Raw genomic sequence first — 15,137 nt, forward strand, 5'->3', positions numbered from 1 at the left:
TAGTGCGAAAAAGAGAGTTTTTGATAGCGTTTTCAAAAATATTTTTATAAAAATACAAAAATATTAGAAAAATATATTGTCAAATCTATGATAATTAAATATAATAAAACCATGTTAGAAAATATTACATTGAAACGTGAGGTAATCGAACATGGCGGAAACTAAAGTATCTCAAATAAATGAAAATACATTAACAGTTGAAAAAATCAAAGACATTATTAATGCTAAATCAGTCGAACTATTACATCTTCAATTTGTTGATATTGAAGGTATATTAAAAAATGTGACAGTTACTTCTGCACAGTTAGAAGATGTTATTGACAATAAAATGATGTTTGACGGATCATCAATTAAAGGTTTCTCGCCTATAAACAAGTCGGATTTGTATCTGGCGCCTGATTTATCAACATTTGCAGTATTACCTTGGACTGTAGAAGAAGGATATTCAGAAGCTAGATTCTTATGCTCTGTTAAAAACCCAGATGGTACTCTTTTCGAAGGTGATACTCGTAATGTTTTAAAAAAGACAGTAGAGCGTGCGGCGGATAAAGGCTATACTATTTCAATCGGGCCAGAGTTAGAATTCTTTTTGTTCAAAGCCGACGAAAACGGAAATCCTACTGTTCAATTAGGTGATAACGCTGGTTATTTTGAACCATCACCAAAGGATTTCGGTGAGCGTGTTCGTTTAGAAATTTATAAAGCTTTGAAAGCTATGGGCTTTACAATCGAAGCTTCTCATCACGAAGTTGCAGAAGGTCAACATGAGATTAACTTTAAATACGCCGATGCACTTGGTGCTGCAGACTTAGCAACTACTTATAAATGGGTCGTGAAAACAGTAGCACAACAACATGGATTACATGCTACTTTTATGCCAAAGCCAGTATTTGGAATTAACGGATCAGGAATGCACGTAAATATGTCGTTCTTTAAAGATGGGGAAAATGTATTTTTTGATGTTGATGGTAAGCACCAACTTTCAGAAGAAGCATACCAGTTCATCGCAGGAGTACTTGAAAATGTGAAGAGTTTTGTTGCTGTAACAAACCCACTTGTTAACTCATATAAGCGTCTCGTTCCTGGTTATGAAGCTCCTTGCTATATTGCTTGGTCACCTTCAAATCGATCAGCATTAATCCGCATTCCAGCTAAACGTGGGCTAGCGACACGTGTTGAATTGCGCTGTCCAGATCCTTCTTCAAATCCGTACTTAACATTTGCTGTAATTGCAGCAGCAGGTCTTGATGGTATCGAAAAGGGTTTAACAGCACCAGCTTCTATTGACGAGGATATCTTCCACATGTCTGAAGAAGAACGCTTTGGCTTTGGTATCGAAAATCTACCTGGAAGCTTAGATGCAGCAGTTGCTGAGCTTGAAAATGGAGAAATTGGACTTAAGACTCTTGGAAAACATGTCTATAACGAATATGTTTCAATGAAGAAAGCTGAATGGGATAACTATCGCACAGCTGTCCACACATGGGAATTAGTAAACTATCAAGCAAAGTTTTAATCGTTGACCTTGTTTATAAATTGTTGCTATTGGGACGATTATAAAAGTGAAGTGAAGAAGAATAGAGAACTACGGTAAATTTTAAGGTGAAAATTCACTTCTTACTGTAAACAATATAAAAATGAGTGAGGTGTAAACCTCACTCATTTTTAATGAGAATTTCTCGTATTCAAAAGATTAATTAATATTTTTTCCATTTTAAACAGAAAATAATGACGTAATTTCGCATCATAAAGTTTGCAGACAGATGTTTTAGAGTGTCGTATAATGAACGCTCTGTTTTACTTGAGAAAGGAGCGAGTTTAACAATGAAGCCTATACCTGATATATTATCTAATAACCTAGATATTCTTTTTGTTGGATTTAACCCCAGCATCCGTTCAAGTGAAACAGGTCATCATTTTGCAAATCCTAATAATCGTTTTTGGACCATATTACATAAAGCAGGAATTACACCTAGAAAATATGTGTCAGAAGAAGATCAAAAAATGTTAGAATTAGGAATTGGATTAACAAATATAGTAGCTAGACCTACAAAAGCAGCTGATGAAATTACTAAAGATGAATACCAAAAGGGAAGAGAAGAACTAAAAACTAAAATAAAGCAGGTTAAACCAAAGATAGTTTGTTTTGTAGGTAAAGGAGTCTATCTTCAATACAGTTTTAGAAAGAAAAGTCCTTGGGGTCTTCAAGAAGAATCCGTACTTAATGGAATATATGATTTTGTTGCTCCGTCTTCAAGTGGACTAGTTAGGATGAAGTTGGACGAAATTGTAGAAATCTATCAAAAATTACCTGAACTCATTTTAACAATTAAAAAAGGTGAGGATAAATCAAAAGGTTCTGATTAGATTGATTACTTGTTAATCTATTGACCAATCCACCTAAACTATATAAATTTGAAGTATTAGCATTTTGATGGAGGTATTAATGAATATATTTAAAAATTTAATGTTTGTATTTTTAGGATTGTGTTTAACCTCATTCGGTATAAAAATATTATCTCTTTCTAACTTAACTTTTGGTGGAACGGCTGGAATTGCTTCGATATTAACATATGTTTCAGACACCTCTTGGGGCTTATGGTTTTTTATAGTTAACCTTCCGTTTTTTATTATTTCCCTCCAGCAATTAGGCAAATGGTTCACTGTCTCTAGCCTCTTATCAATCACAGCTATATCTTTTATTCGTGATTTTCTCGATCTATTAAACATTTCAATAACAATAAATGCATTGTTTGCATCTTTGCTCGCGGGTCTTTTAATAGGCATTGGTGTAACATTCGTGTTGAATAATGGATCATCTTTAGGAGGTATACACATACTGGGTTTGTTTTTCGAACAAAAACTTGGACTGAATCGTGGATTGGTCATCTTTATTTGTGATTCCTTAATAATCCTTTGTGCGATTGCAATTGTAGGTTGGTCTCAAGCTTTATATTCAGTTTTGTGTATATTTATTGCAAGCCACATAATTGGTAGATATAAAAAATCTCCAATTAGAGAAGTAGATTCCGTTGAAGTTGGGGCTGTAGAAAGTGGTAATGTACAATAATGTTATATCATACTAGAATATGATAAAATATTATATTATAAAAATTGCACTAGATAAAGGAGCCAAATTATGAAGTGTGTTTCACTTGACTTAGACGGAACGTTACTTAATTCAGAACATATCATTTCAAACGAAGATAGAGAAACAGTAAACCTCTTAAAGGATACTGGCTATCAAGTTATCATAAACACAGGTCGTCAGTACAAAGATATTATTAAGATACATGGAGTAAAGGAGCTTAACTGTCCAATCATTTGCTTAAACGGCTCAATGATTTATTCTGCTACTGGAGAAATCATTTATGAAACTACTATTGATCCAACACTTTATAGTGAGTTAATAAGACTTCTAAAGGAACTTGAGGTCGGTATCTTAGTTTATACAAATAAAGGTGGTTTTCCAGCAACATTACCTCTTTTACATAATAAATCTTTAGAGGAAATCAACAAAATGTTTGCTGAACAAGACTACTATAGTATTTTAAAGATAGAGGATATTAAGATTTATAAATTGATTGCGTGGGTTGATCATTCTCAGCTTGAAAAGATTCAAATGGTTAAAGAGCACCTTCGAAAGTTTGCTTCCATTGCATGTTCATCCTCTTTTCCTAATAACGTAGAGATTACATCTTCTGAAGCACAAAAAGGAAAAGCGATAAGACGCTTTGAAAGCTTAACAGGCGTATCTTTTTCTGAAATTTATTCGTTTGGTGATGGAGGTAATGATATCTCTCAATTTGAGATTTCAACAGCTTCGTTTGCAATGGATAATGCTCCTGAAGAGATAAAAGAAAAGGCATCACATGTTACTAAAAGCAATAATGAGAGTGGAGTTTCATTTGCGATTAAGCATATATTAGAGCTAATTTGATTTAATTAAATAAATGATTGTAATAAGTTATGTGATTTTTAATTAATGGATTTACTTGTGAAGTGCAATACGCTAAATCGCAGATCAATCAACTAACAATTATAAACTTCACATTGGAAAAGGCTTAGAGATGCATAACCAGTTATCAGTAGTAAATACCCGTCAGTTCTATCATCAGATGCTTAAAAACTATGATAAATAGAGGGAGAAATTCACTTATTTAGTAGGTATCGCCAAAAATAGCTTCAATAGAGGGAAAAATTTCCTCTATTTGCTTAAAAAACACGAAAATGGTTCATTTTGCATTTCTTAAGGGGAAATTTTCCCCTTATATACCCCAAATCGAGTACTATTCCGCATCTTAACGGGAATAACTCCCCTTATATATCCAGAATAGATCAAGTCTATAATAGGTTATCAAATTAAGGTACTAGATCACAAATATCTAACTGACTACCCAAAAATCATTTCATCCCCTGAGACTTACTACGTGAATTTTAAGTAAATTTAGCTATTAAAATTTCCAAAAGTTGATAAATCAAAAAACGCACTGTGAATTCTATAGTGAATTCACAGTGCGTTTTCATTTTGTTTTGACTGTTTGCAGCTCTAGAGTAAACACGTCAAATTTATAATACATAGCTTTTTATTTCTAAACTAAAAAATTAGGTTTGGATATACGCTTATTGTGAGTAGCTGATTACTTCTCATTCATCATTGTGCGAATAATACACATTAGCGGAAAGCCTACCCTAAATATACATAGGTTGGAGATTCAATGGCTGCAGTTCACTCGCGGGATACCGCTGGGCGTCGGTGAACCTCCTCGTTGCTTTATGGTTCCTGCGGGGTCTCACTTTGCCCGCTGCATCCCGCAGGAGTCAAGTGACCTTCCGCTCATTCCACTTAGATGAACAATTTTCATCCTCCATGGTGCTAATTTTAATTAGCATGGACGTCTACCCTGAATATACATGTTCTCAAAATTCCAATCGCTGCGATCCCACTTGCTTTCCATGGGGCGGTCCAGACAAGTGACCTTCCCTTCAATCCAACGCACTGGTAAACCAATTCCATTATGTATATTTAATTACTAAAGATGCCTCGAATCCCGGATTTCAGTATTAGCAATTAGAAGTGCCTTGTTGTAAAATAATAGTTTAAGATGAACTATTATTTATAATTCTAGACTAATAATTTTAATAGCTTTTGCAAGTATTTAATAGATAATATGTAACTTACTATTAAGGGGAGAATGTGTAATGAAAATTTTTCATACAGCAGATTGGCATTTAGGAAAACTTGTCCAAGGTGTATATATGACAGAGGATCAACAATATATTTTAGACCAATTTGTTCAGCAAATAGAGTTAGAAAAACCAGATGCGGTTATCATTGCTGGAGATTTATATGATCGAGCAGTCCCTCCTACTGAAGCCGTTACTTTACTTGACCAGGTGTTAGAAAAAATCGTTATTGATTTAAAGACACCCGTTCTAGCAATAGCAGGTAATCATGATAGTCCCGGTCGACTGAATTTCGGAAGTAACCTTATGAAAAAACATGGCTACTTCATTAAAGGGCAAATAAGTAAAGAACTCGAACCAGTTGTTCTCAATGATGAATTTGGAGAAGTACATTTTCATCTAATCCCATACGTAGATCCAAGTATAGTGCGTGATATTTTTGAAGATGAGGATGTACGTACACACAATGATGCAATGAAAAAGATTACAGAACATATTGTCAATAATTACGATAAAAATGCAAGACATGTTTTTGTAGGACATGCCTTTGTAACTCCATATGGTGAAAATCAGGAAAATACTAGTGATTCTGAACGCCCACTGTCAATAGGTGGAGCAGAGTATGTAAGTGGTGAGCATTTCAAAGCTTTTCACTACACGGCACTAGGGCACTTACACAAGGCTCACTTTGTCTTAAGTGAAAATATTCGTTATTCTGGTTCTCTACTAAAATACTCCATTTCAGAGGAAATGCATAAAAAAGGTTTTAATATTATTGAACTTGACGGCTCTGGTCAGATAAGTGTAGAAAGAAGACTACTCATTCCAATCCGTGATATGAGGACGGTTGAAGGAACAATGAAAGAACTATTACTACATTCATATAATGAAGATTATGTATTTGTACGATTACTAGATGATACAACTGTATTAACACCTATGGAAAAAATTCGATCTGTATATCCAAATGCAATGCATGTTGAAAGGAAAATCCAAAAATTAAATAGTAATGATGATAAAAGTCATCAAACAATAGAACGACATAAATTAACCGATATTGACTTATTCAAGGCTTTCTATGAAGAAGTAAAGGGTACGACTGTTACAGAAGAAACAGAGGCTATATTTGTGGATGTTTTACAGGAGCTTTTATTAGAACAAAATGAACATAAAAATACTCAGAAGAAATCAGTGAAAATTTAAAAACTTGTGAAGGAGGGAAAAAAACATGAAACCAAAAAAGCTAAAAATGACAGCTTTTGGTCCTTATAAACATAGTGAAACTATTGATTTTTCCGAATTATTGCAACATCGGTTATTCGTTGTTTCTGGGACAACAGGTGCAGGAAAAACAACAATTTTTGATGCTATTTGCTTCGCGTTATATGGATCTGCTAGTGGTGAAGATCGTAATGATGTCAAAATGTTGAGAAGTGATTTTGCAGAAGATGATACACATACTTCAGTTGAACTCGAGTTTGAACTTCGTGGAAGAATATATCGAATACTCCGCCAGCTGGGACATGTTAAACAAGGAAATAAAGGAGCTACAGGAGAAAGGTATGAATTCAATGAAATAGTTGATTCTAACGAGGTTCCGTGTGTTGATAGGCAAATTGTTTCTGAAATTAATAAAAAAGTTGAAGAATTATTAGGTTTAAGTAGGGATCAATTTAGTCAAATTGTGATGCTTCCACAAGGTGAATTCAGGAAACTCTTAACTTCTCAGACGGAAAATAAAGAAGAAATTCTTAGGAAAATTTTCAAAACGGAGCCCTATAAAAAAATAAGTGAGCGTTTTAAGGAGAAGAAGAGTCTAACAGAAGAAGTTCATAAACAAGAGCTTCAAGTGAGGGAACGTCATATTCATAGTATTTCTTCAATTCTACCAAAACGAGAAGGTTCACTATTAACAATGATCATGTCACAAGAGCATTATAATACAAATCAAATACTTAGTGGTCTAGAAGAAGAGATTACGTATTATGAAAACAAAATGACATTGGACTATAACCAATATGAAAGCTCGTATCAAAAACATGATATAAAACAAGGAGAATTTTATAACGCAAAAGCTACAAACGCTCGCTTTACCGAGCTTGAAGAAAAGGAGTTAAAGTTAAACAGTTTAATTAAACAATTACCGCTGATTGAAGAAAAAGAAGAAAAGTTTGAAAAATCAAAGCGGGCAAGTCAAATACAAGTATATGAAAATCAGCTTAGTGAGCTTCTTAAGGAAGAAGCAATAAAAAAAGAGAAATACGAAAAGGCAATGACGAATGAAAAATCAGCTTTCGAGAACTTACAAAAAACTAAACTCCGTTACGAAACTGAAAAAGCGAAAAAAAGTGAAAGAGAACAAATAAATACAACCCTTAGCACGTTAAAAGGTTATTTATCAGATGTTAAAGAGCTTACAGATCGAAAAGCAAAAATTAATACTTTTAAAAAAACAGTTGAACAAATAAATGAAAAGCTAGTAAAACAAAACAAACATATTGAAAAGATAAAAGCAGAAAAAGTAGCCATTGTTAAAGAAATCAGTAAGATGGAACAATTAGTAAATCGACTACCAGACCTTCAACAGCTTAGGATTGAAATGAGAGAAAAATATAAGGTTCTAAATGATTTAATTCAATTGAAAATAAAAGCTGACTCTGTAACAAAAAGCTTAGTGATTTCTGAGAAAAATTTTAATAATAGTATGCAATTCTATCAAAAACTAGAGCGAAATTGGTTAAGTCAACAAGCAGGAATAATAGCATCTCACTTACACGATGGTAATGCTTGTCCTGTATGCGGTAGTACTCGTCATCCTAATAAGGCAGAAGTTTCAGATAGTTCTCTATCAAAAGAAAAACTAGAAGCCGCTAAAACAGAGACTAGTAGATTAGAATCAATTTTTCGAACAGATAAAGCAGAGCAAACTGCCCTTCAAACTCAGATAAACCAAAAGGAAGAAGAAGTGCTTTCTTTCAATATTCCTTTAGAGGATTCCAATGAAACTGCTCAACAGCTGTTGATAGATGGAAAGAAGATAAAAAATGAAATAGAGAGTTTACAGGAATTACGTAATCAATTAAATACATTAAAAAATAAGCAAAATGATATCGATCAAGAGATCGAACTTCTTCTTCGCCATAAAGAGTCTCTAGAAGAAGAATTTCATTCTCAAAAATCAATCTTAGAATCAAGTAAAGCCGTTTTAAATGAAAAGCTTAAGACAATCCCAGAGGACGTTCAAATATTATCAATACTTGAGAATAAAATTTTAGCAGCAGAAGATGAAAAGAGAAGATTAGAATCAGCGTGGGAAGATGCCCAAAATCACTATCACACAGCTGTTGAAGCACACACAACTTCGAGAATGGATGTCACACATTCATCTCAACTGATAGATGAAGTAACTATAAAAAAGAATGCTGCGGAAAGTCAGTTTGTAAAGGTTCTTGAAGATGGACAGTTTGAGTCAAAAGAAGACTATATCCGCTCTAAACTAACTGATACACAATTGAATACACTACAAGAAGAAATAAATAGCTTTAAACAAAGCTTAAACATCACTAAACAACAAGTAACAGATTTACAAATTGAATTAAAGGACAAAAACAGATATAACTTAGGACAATTAGAACACGAACTAAATGAATTGAAAACAGCTTATGAATCATCCTTTAAGGAGTATAATTTATCGAAGGAATTAAAAGATGATGCAAAAACCCTTTATAATAGTATATTAAAAAGCAACCAGGAGTTAACCAAGTATGAACAGGATCTATCAATTATAACTGATCTATATGATGCAATAAGAGGGCAAAATACTCGTAAAATATCCTTTGAAAGATATTTGCAAATAGAATATTTAGAACAAATCATTTTTGCAGCGAATGAACGATTGAAGGAAATGTCTAACGGCCAGTTTTATTTAATAAGAAGTGACCGACAAGAAAGTCGTGGAAGACAAAGTGGATTGGGATTAGATGTTTATGATTCTTACACAGGGATTACCCGAGATGTAAAAACACTTTCTGGAGGAGAAAAATTTAATGCTTCATTATGTCTTGCGCTAGGTATGGCAGATGTTATTCAAAGCTTTCAAGGTGGAATCTCAATCGATACAATGTTTATTGATGAAGGTTTTGGTTCACTTGATGAGGAGTCATTACTTAAAGCAATTGATACTTTAATAGAGCTCCAACAATCTGGTCGTATGATCGGTGTGATATCTCATGTGCAAGAATTAAAGTCGGCTATTCCTGCGATTCTAGAAGTATCAAAAACAAAGGAAGGCTATAGTCAAACAAAATTTAAGATTAAATAATATATATCATGACATAACCTTATATTTGGTTATGTCTTTTTTAAATGGAGTTACGATCACCTCAGCCTTCAATCTTACTAAGTTATACTAATTTTTGCTTTTTAAGGAAATAATAATTAGATATATTATTTACGATAGTTGGTGAGGATGTAATGAAAAAGCAATGGATATGTTATACAATCTTGTTTGTTTTAATTGTTATGACTGTTATACCTGTTAATCAACATAGGAGAGATCTAGTTACTTTTGCAAATGGACAGGATCAGCTGTCAAAAAGTTTAAATGGAATCATTTATAATCAGCCTTCATTAAAGGGTTCTTTAATAGGAATAAGTGTGCGTGAAGCTAATACTGGTAAGGTAGTATATAATCATATTGGTGATACAAGGCTAAGACCAGCTTCAAATCTTAAACTTTTTACTGCAGCTGCAGCCCTTTCTGCTCTAGGAGAAAACCATCAATTCAAAACGGAAATATATCATGATGGGAAAATTATCAATGATACATTGCACGGAAATATATATTTAAAAGGTGGAGGGGACCCTACCTTGAACGTGGAAGACTTAGATAAAATGGCGGATAAGCTACTCAAAATAGGGATAAAAAAAATAAATGGTGATTTAATTGGAGATGATACACATTTTGATTCGGTACGTTACTCACACGACCTTCCATGGAGTGATGAAACTAAATACTATGGTTCACAAATTTCGGCTCTTACGATATCACCTGATCAAGATTATGATGCAGGTACAGTCATTCTCGAGATAGAACCAGGTAATCGAGAGACAAAAAAGGCTAAAATAAATATAAATCCTAAAACAGATTATGTTACCATTATTAATAACACCTCAACTGTTTCTAATAAAGAGCATAAAAATATAGAAATTTTTCGAGTACATGGTTCAAACAATATTGTTGTGGAAGGAACCATCCCTTTAAATCAAAAAAAATATAAAGAATGGGTATCAGTATGGGAACCAACTGGATTGGTTATAAATTTGTTTCAAAAGTCCCTATCGAATTACAATATAAACCTTAGAGGTGATATTAAAACTGGTATCGTACCCTCTCAAGCAAAACTGCTAACTATTCATCATTCAATGCCTTTGTCAAAACTATTAATTCCTTTTATGAAGTTAAGTAATAATACACATGGAGAAATTCTCGTTAAAGAAATGGGAAAGAAGATAGAAGGAACTGGAGAATGGAAAAAAGGTTTAAAAGTACTAAACAATGAATTAACAAATATGAAGATTAATACAGATCAATTTGTACTTAGAGATGGTTCTGGAATATCACATGTGAATTTAATTACAGCAAATGAATTAACGAAATTACTTTTTCAAGTACAGTCAATGAAATGGTTCCAATCTTATCTAGAATCACTTCCAGTATCGGGGTTTAATGATCGTTTAGTTGGTGGAACATTAAGATATCGCTTGGGCTCACCTGCTTTAATAGGAAAAGTGCGCGCTAAAACCGGGACTATAACCACTGTTAGTTCATTATCAGGTTACGTAGAAACGAAAAATGGAGAAACTCTTATTTTTTCTGTAATTTTAAATAATGTCCTAGATGAAAATTCAGCAAAAGACATCGAAGACCAGATAGTTACAGCTATTTATGAAAACAATTGAAGAGAAGGGGTTCTGATGCATTTACTCAAGAAAAATGAGTGACAAAGGGAATCAAAAGCATGACTTCGTGTACTAAAATATAAAACAAAGGGGAGTTACTATGGACCAAATAACTACTACTCACCTTCAAGCGATTGAACAGACAAAAATAAAAGTTTTAGATGACATTGATCAATTCCTTGGAAAAAGTGAAGTTCCAAGTTCATACTCGGAATACATTTCGGAACGAATTCATTATATTGACCAACTCTGGATTAATGTTTGGTTAAATCAAGCAACGAATAAAATACCACGACATGAAAAAAAGGAATTTCTAAGGGTTAGAGGATATGAAATTGAGGGCGTTGATCGAAAGATAATCAATTCTTTATTTAGAAATGAATTAAGGGAATACCACCCCTTTAATGTTATTACTTGGCTAGATGAGACATTTTCAGATGATAACGAAAGGTGGGAAGGTCGGATTTATAAAGCACGTGAACAGTATCTCGCAAGGCAGGAAGAACAGAAGATTGCACAGAAAAAAGAGAATTTTAGAATTGAAATTATTAAGGAAACAAATGATTTAATACAAACAAACTTTATTACATACTATGTACATTTAAGATATGAGATAGGAAAGCGTTTATCTGAACATTTTCAAATCAATAAAAAATACATCATTTCGAACTCTTATCGATTTGAAGATCAAGTCAAGCCGAAGGGCTCTCTTAAAGTAACTGATTATACAAACATGGATGAATTTTTCGATGAACTTACCGGCAATTTAGATCAAACAGTTTATTGGGGAAAAAACAATTATGAATTCGAGATTTATTATTATTTATATCAAAGAATAGTGAATGATTTCGTTTTTGACCATATCTCAAAACTGATATTTAACGAAATATCTAGCCATTCGACTGATGATATAGATGAACCACTCAATTTAAGATCATTCAAAAAACTAGTATCATCTGAATTGGGTATATTAGCTGAAGATTTTTTCAACTTAATCCAAGAAGAGTTATTAGAGGATTTAATTTCATTAACGAATGTTGACTTTGAAGAAAATGCACAACTAGCTATTTATGAACAACATGTTAGTGAAAGAGAACGAAAAAAAGCTGAAGAGCTTGCTGAACTTGAACGAAAAAAAGAAGAAGAAAAAAGAATCCTAGAGGATATATTTCGGCATGAATACAGTCCTTCACACAGCCGAAATACTAAATACATTTTACATATTGGTGAGACTAATACCGGAAAGACATTTCAAGCGTTAAAACGAATGAAGGAAGCTGAATCGGGGCTTTATCTAGCACCGTTAAGATTATTGGCACTAGAGGTATATGATAAATTAAATAATGATGGAATTCCTTGTTCACTAAAAACTGGAGAAGAAGAAAAAGAGGTAAGTGGTTCTCGGCATATTTCTTCAACAGTAGAAATGTTTCATGAAAAGGATTTTTACGAGGTTATAATTATTGATGAAGCTCAGATGATTGCTGATAAGGACAGAGGATTCTCATGGTATAAAGCAATTACAAAGGCAAACGCAAATGAAGTACATATCATTGGTAGTCTAAATCTGAAAGAAATGATTATACAATTATTAGAGGATGCACCTTTAGAAGTGTTTGAATATAAACGTGATATACCACTAGAAGTTGAAGGTAAACCATTTAATATCAATTCAACAAAAAAAGGTGATGCTTTAGTTTGTTTCTCAAGAAGAAGAGTCCTTGAAACAGCATCTAAATTGCAGAATGAAGGGCATGGTGTGAGCTTAATCTATGGAAGTATGCCTCCTGAAACAAGAAAAAAACAAATGCAAAGATTCATTGACGGTGAGACAAATGTCATTGTATCGACTGACGCGATTGGAATAGGATTAAATCTTCCTATCCAACGAATTGTATTTTTAGAAAACGATAAATTTGATGGAACTAGAAGAAGGCGTTTAACATCACAAGAAGTGAAGCAAATTGCCGGCAGAGCGGGTAGAAAAGGAATTTATGATGTAGGGAAAGTGGCTTTTACAAAAGACATAAAAATAATGAAGCGGCTTTTATTTGATAAAGATGTTCCGGTTCATACATTTGCAATCGCACCAACAAATGCTGTATTTGAGCGGTTTCAGAGATATTCCCGCGACCTTCAACTCTTCTTCGAAATTTGGGATAAATTTGAGGGCCCTAGAGGGACAAAGAAATCAACCTTATCTGAGGAAAGAGCATTATATGAGACGATTAGGGAGACTGAGATTGAAGCAAGATTGCCAATGATGGATCTTTATGGATTTTTACATTTACCGTTTTCTTCAAATGAACCTCGACTCGTAAAACAATGGCAGAATACAATGTATGCTATTGTCAGAGGTGAAGATCTACCTGAGCCGATACTGGGGGATAGAGATACTCTCGAAGAACTAGAGCTATCTTACAAGGCTGTTGGGTTACATTTATTATTCTTATATCGTCTAGATTATCGTACTGAAGCATCTTATTGGGAGAGAATAAGAGAAGGTTTTAGTAATGATATTCACGAGCAGTTGAAAAGTAGTGTAAAAGCCTACACAAAGAAATGTCGACAATGTGGAAAGCAACTTCCATGGGATTATTCATTTCAAATCTGTGGTCAATGTTATCATAGGAGGTCAAAACGAGGATATTAAAATCCTTATACATCAACTATTAAACAAACGTTTGTATAAGAAGAAGATCAATCGATTTAGATTGGTCTTCTTTTTGACTTTTAACATTTACTAAATAAAAATAAATCGACAACACCATTCAACAATATCTTTTTAGTCCGTGTTGTAGATTATTAATTAAATTCCTATTCATAAATTCACCTTTTTATACAATCAAACCTCCTTTATAGCCACAGTGTTATCTTTACTTCATATAGAAATATATAAGCATGATATATTTTTCAATTAACATTATGACAAAGCTGTAAATCTAAACATTTTACATTATGTCTAGTGTAATACGATTAGGCACATTGTAAAATGAGTTTAAATTTCAGAAATTTCAGTCTTATAATAAAGTTAAAAATATCTTAATTGTGGAGGTATTCTATGTCTGACATTGTAAAAATCGGTCTTATTCAAGCATCTAATGATGTTGATGGCAGTCAACCAGTAAGTGTTCATAAAGAGAAAGCGATTGAAAAGCATATGAAGCTTGTAAGAGAAGCCGCAGGGCGTGGTGCGAAAATAATTTGCTTACAAGAAATTTTTTATGGCCCCTATTTTTGCACCGAACAAAATCCAAAATGGTATGACTCAGCGGAAGAAATACCTAATGGTCCCACTACTAAATTATTTCAAGAATTAGCTCAAGAACTTAAAGTCGTAATTATACTCCCAATATATGAAAGAGAAGGAATTGCTACATATTATAACACTGCTGCAGTCATTGATGCAGACGGTACCTATTTAGGGAAATATCGAAAACAACATATTCCACAAGTTGGTGTATCAAAAGAAGGCTGTGGTTTCTGGGAAAAATATTATTTTAAGCCGGGGAATCTAGGATATACGGTATTTGATACAGCGTACGCTAAGGTCGGAGTTTATATTTGTTATGATCGACATTTCCCTGAAGGGGCTAGATTGCTTGGATTAAAGGGAGCAGAAATTGTCTTTAACCCATCAGCAACAGTTGCAGGGCTGTCAGAATATCTTTGGAAACTAGAGCAACCAGCACATGCTGTTGCAAATGGATATTATGTTGCTGCTATTAATCGTGTAGGGATAGAAGGGCCTTGGGAAATGGGTGAATTCTACGGACAATCGTATCTGGTAGATCCTCGAGGGAACTTTGTGGCCATGGGTAGTAGAGATAGTGATGAAGTTATTATTGGTGAAATGAATAAGAAAATGATTAGAGAAGTAAGAGATATATGGCAATTTTACCGTGATCGTAGACCTGAAACCTATGGAGATATGACTGCATTATTACCGTAGTTTGATCCTTTTTCAACCTACTATGATTTTTCTTTTA

9 protein-coding genes are annotated in these 15,137 nt (G+C 33.4%); all 9 read left to right on the forward strand.

The features are described 5' to 3' along the window. The first annotated feature begins 151 nt into the window (after window positions 1-151). The 9 genes from glnA to BK579_RS14245 all read left to right on the forward strand — a co-directional run bounded on the left by glnA (window position 152) and on the right by BK579_RS14245 (window position 15,100). Entirely contained in the window at window positions 152-1,516 is a 1,365-nt protein-coding gene (gene glnA / locus BK579_RS14205; RefSeq protein WP_078546509.1) for a type I glutamate--ammonia ligase, read from the forward strand. A 308-nt stretch (window positions 1,517-1,824) separates the two neighbouring features. Further along, complete coding sequence (locus BK579_RS14210; protein WP_078546511.1) at window positions 1,825-2,367, forward strand: mismatch-specific DNA-glycosylase; 543 nt, start codon at window positions 1,825-1,827, stop codon at window positions 2,365-2,367. Window positions 2,368-2,446: 79 nt separating this feature from the next. Beyond that, complete coding sequence (locus tag BK579_RS14215; RefSeq protein ID WP_169891146.1) at window positions 2,447-3,070, forward strand: YitT family protein; 624 nt, start codon at window positions 2,447-2,449, stop codon at window positions 3,068-3,070. A gap of 69 nt (window positions 3,071-3,139) precedes the next feature. Then, a complete protein-coding gene (locus tag BK579_RS14220) occupies window positions 3,140-3,940 on the forward strand; it encodes a Cof-type HAD-IIB family hydrolase (protein ID WP_078546515.1) in 801 nt (266 codons plus the stop codon). A 1,262-nt stretch (window positions 3,941-5,202) separates the two neighbouring features. Next, complete coding sequence (locus BK579_RS14225; RefSeq protein ID WP_078546517.1) at window positions 5,203-6,390, forward strand: exonuclease SbcCD subunit D; 1,188 nt, start codon at window positions 5,203-5,205, stop codon at window positions 6,388-6,390. Window positions 6,391-6,415: 25 nt separating this feature from the next. Next, a complete protein-coding gene (locus tag BK579_RS14230; RefSeq protein ID WP_078546519.1) occupies window positions 6,416-9,508 on the forward strand; it encodes an AAA family ATPase in 3,093 nt (1,030 codons plus the stop codon). Window positions 9,509-9,660: 152 nt separating this feature from the next. Beyond that, a complete protein-coding gene (dacB, locus tag BK579_RS14235; protein WP_078546521.1) occupies window positions 9,661-11,148 on the forward strand; it encodes a D-alanyl-D-alanine carboxypeptidase/D-alanyl-D-alanine endopeptidase in 1,488 nt (495 codons plus the stop codon). Between the two features lie 100 nt (window positions 11,149-11,248). Continuing rightward, window positions 11,249-13,801: a helicase-related protein gene (locus tag BK579_RS14240; protein ID WP_078546523.1), complete on the forward strand. Its 2,553-nt coding sequence runs from the start codon at window positions 11,249-11,251 to the stop codon at window positions 13,799-13,801. Between the two features lie 408 nt (window positions 13,802-14,209). Next, window positions 14,210-15,100 (forward strand): nitrilase-related carbon-nitrogen hydrolase, encoded by an 891-nt coding sequence (locus tag BK579_RS14245; protein WP_078546525.1) that lies wholly within the window; start codon window positions 14,210-14,212, stop codon window positions 15,098-15,100. The last annotated feature ends 37 nt before the right edge of the window (window positions 15,101-15,137 follow it).

This window comes from Litchfieldia alkalitelluris, assembly GCF_002019645.1.
Lineage (GTDB): Bacteria > Bacillota > Bacilli > Bacillales > Bacillaceae_L > Litchfieldia > Litchfieldia alkalitelluris.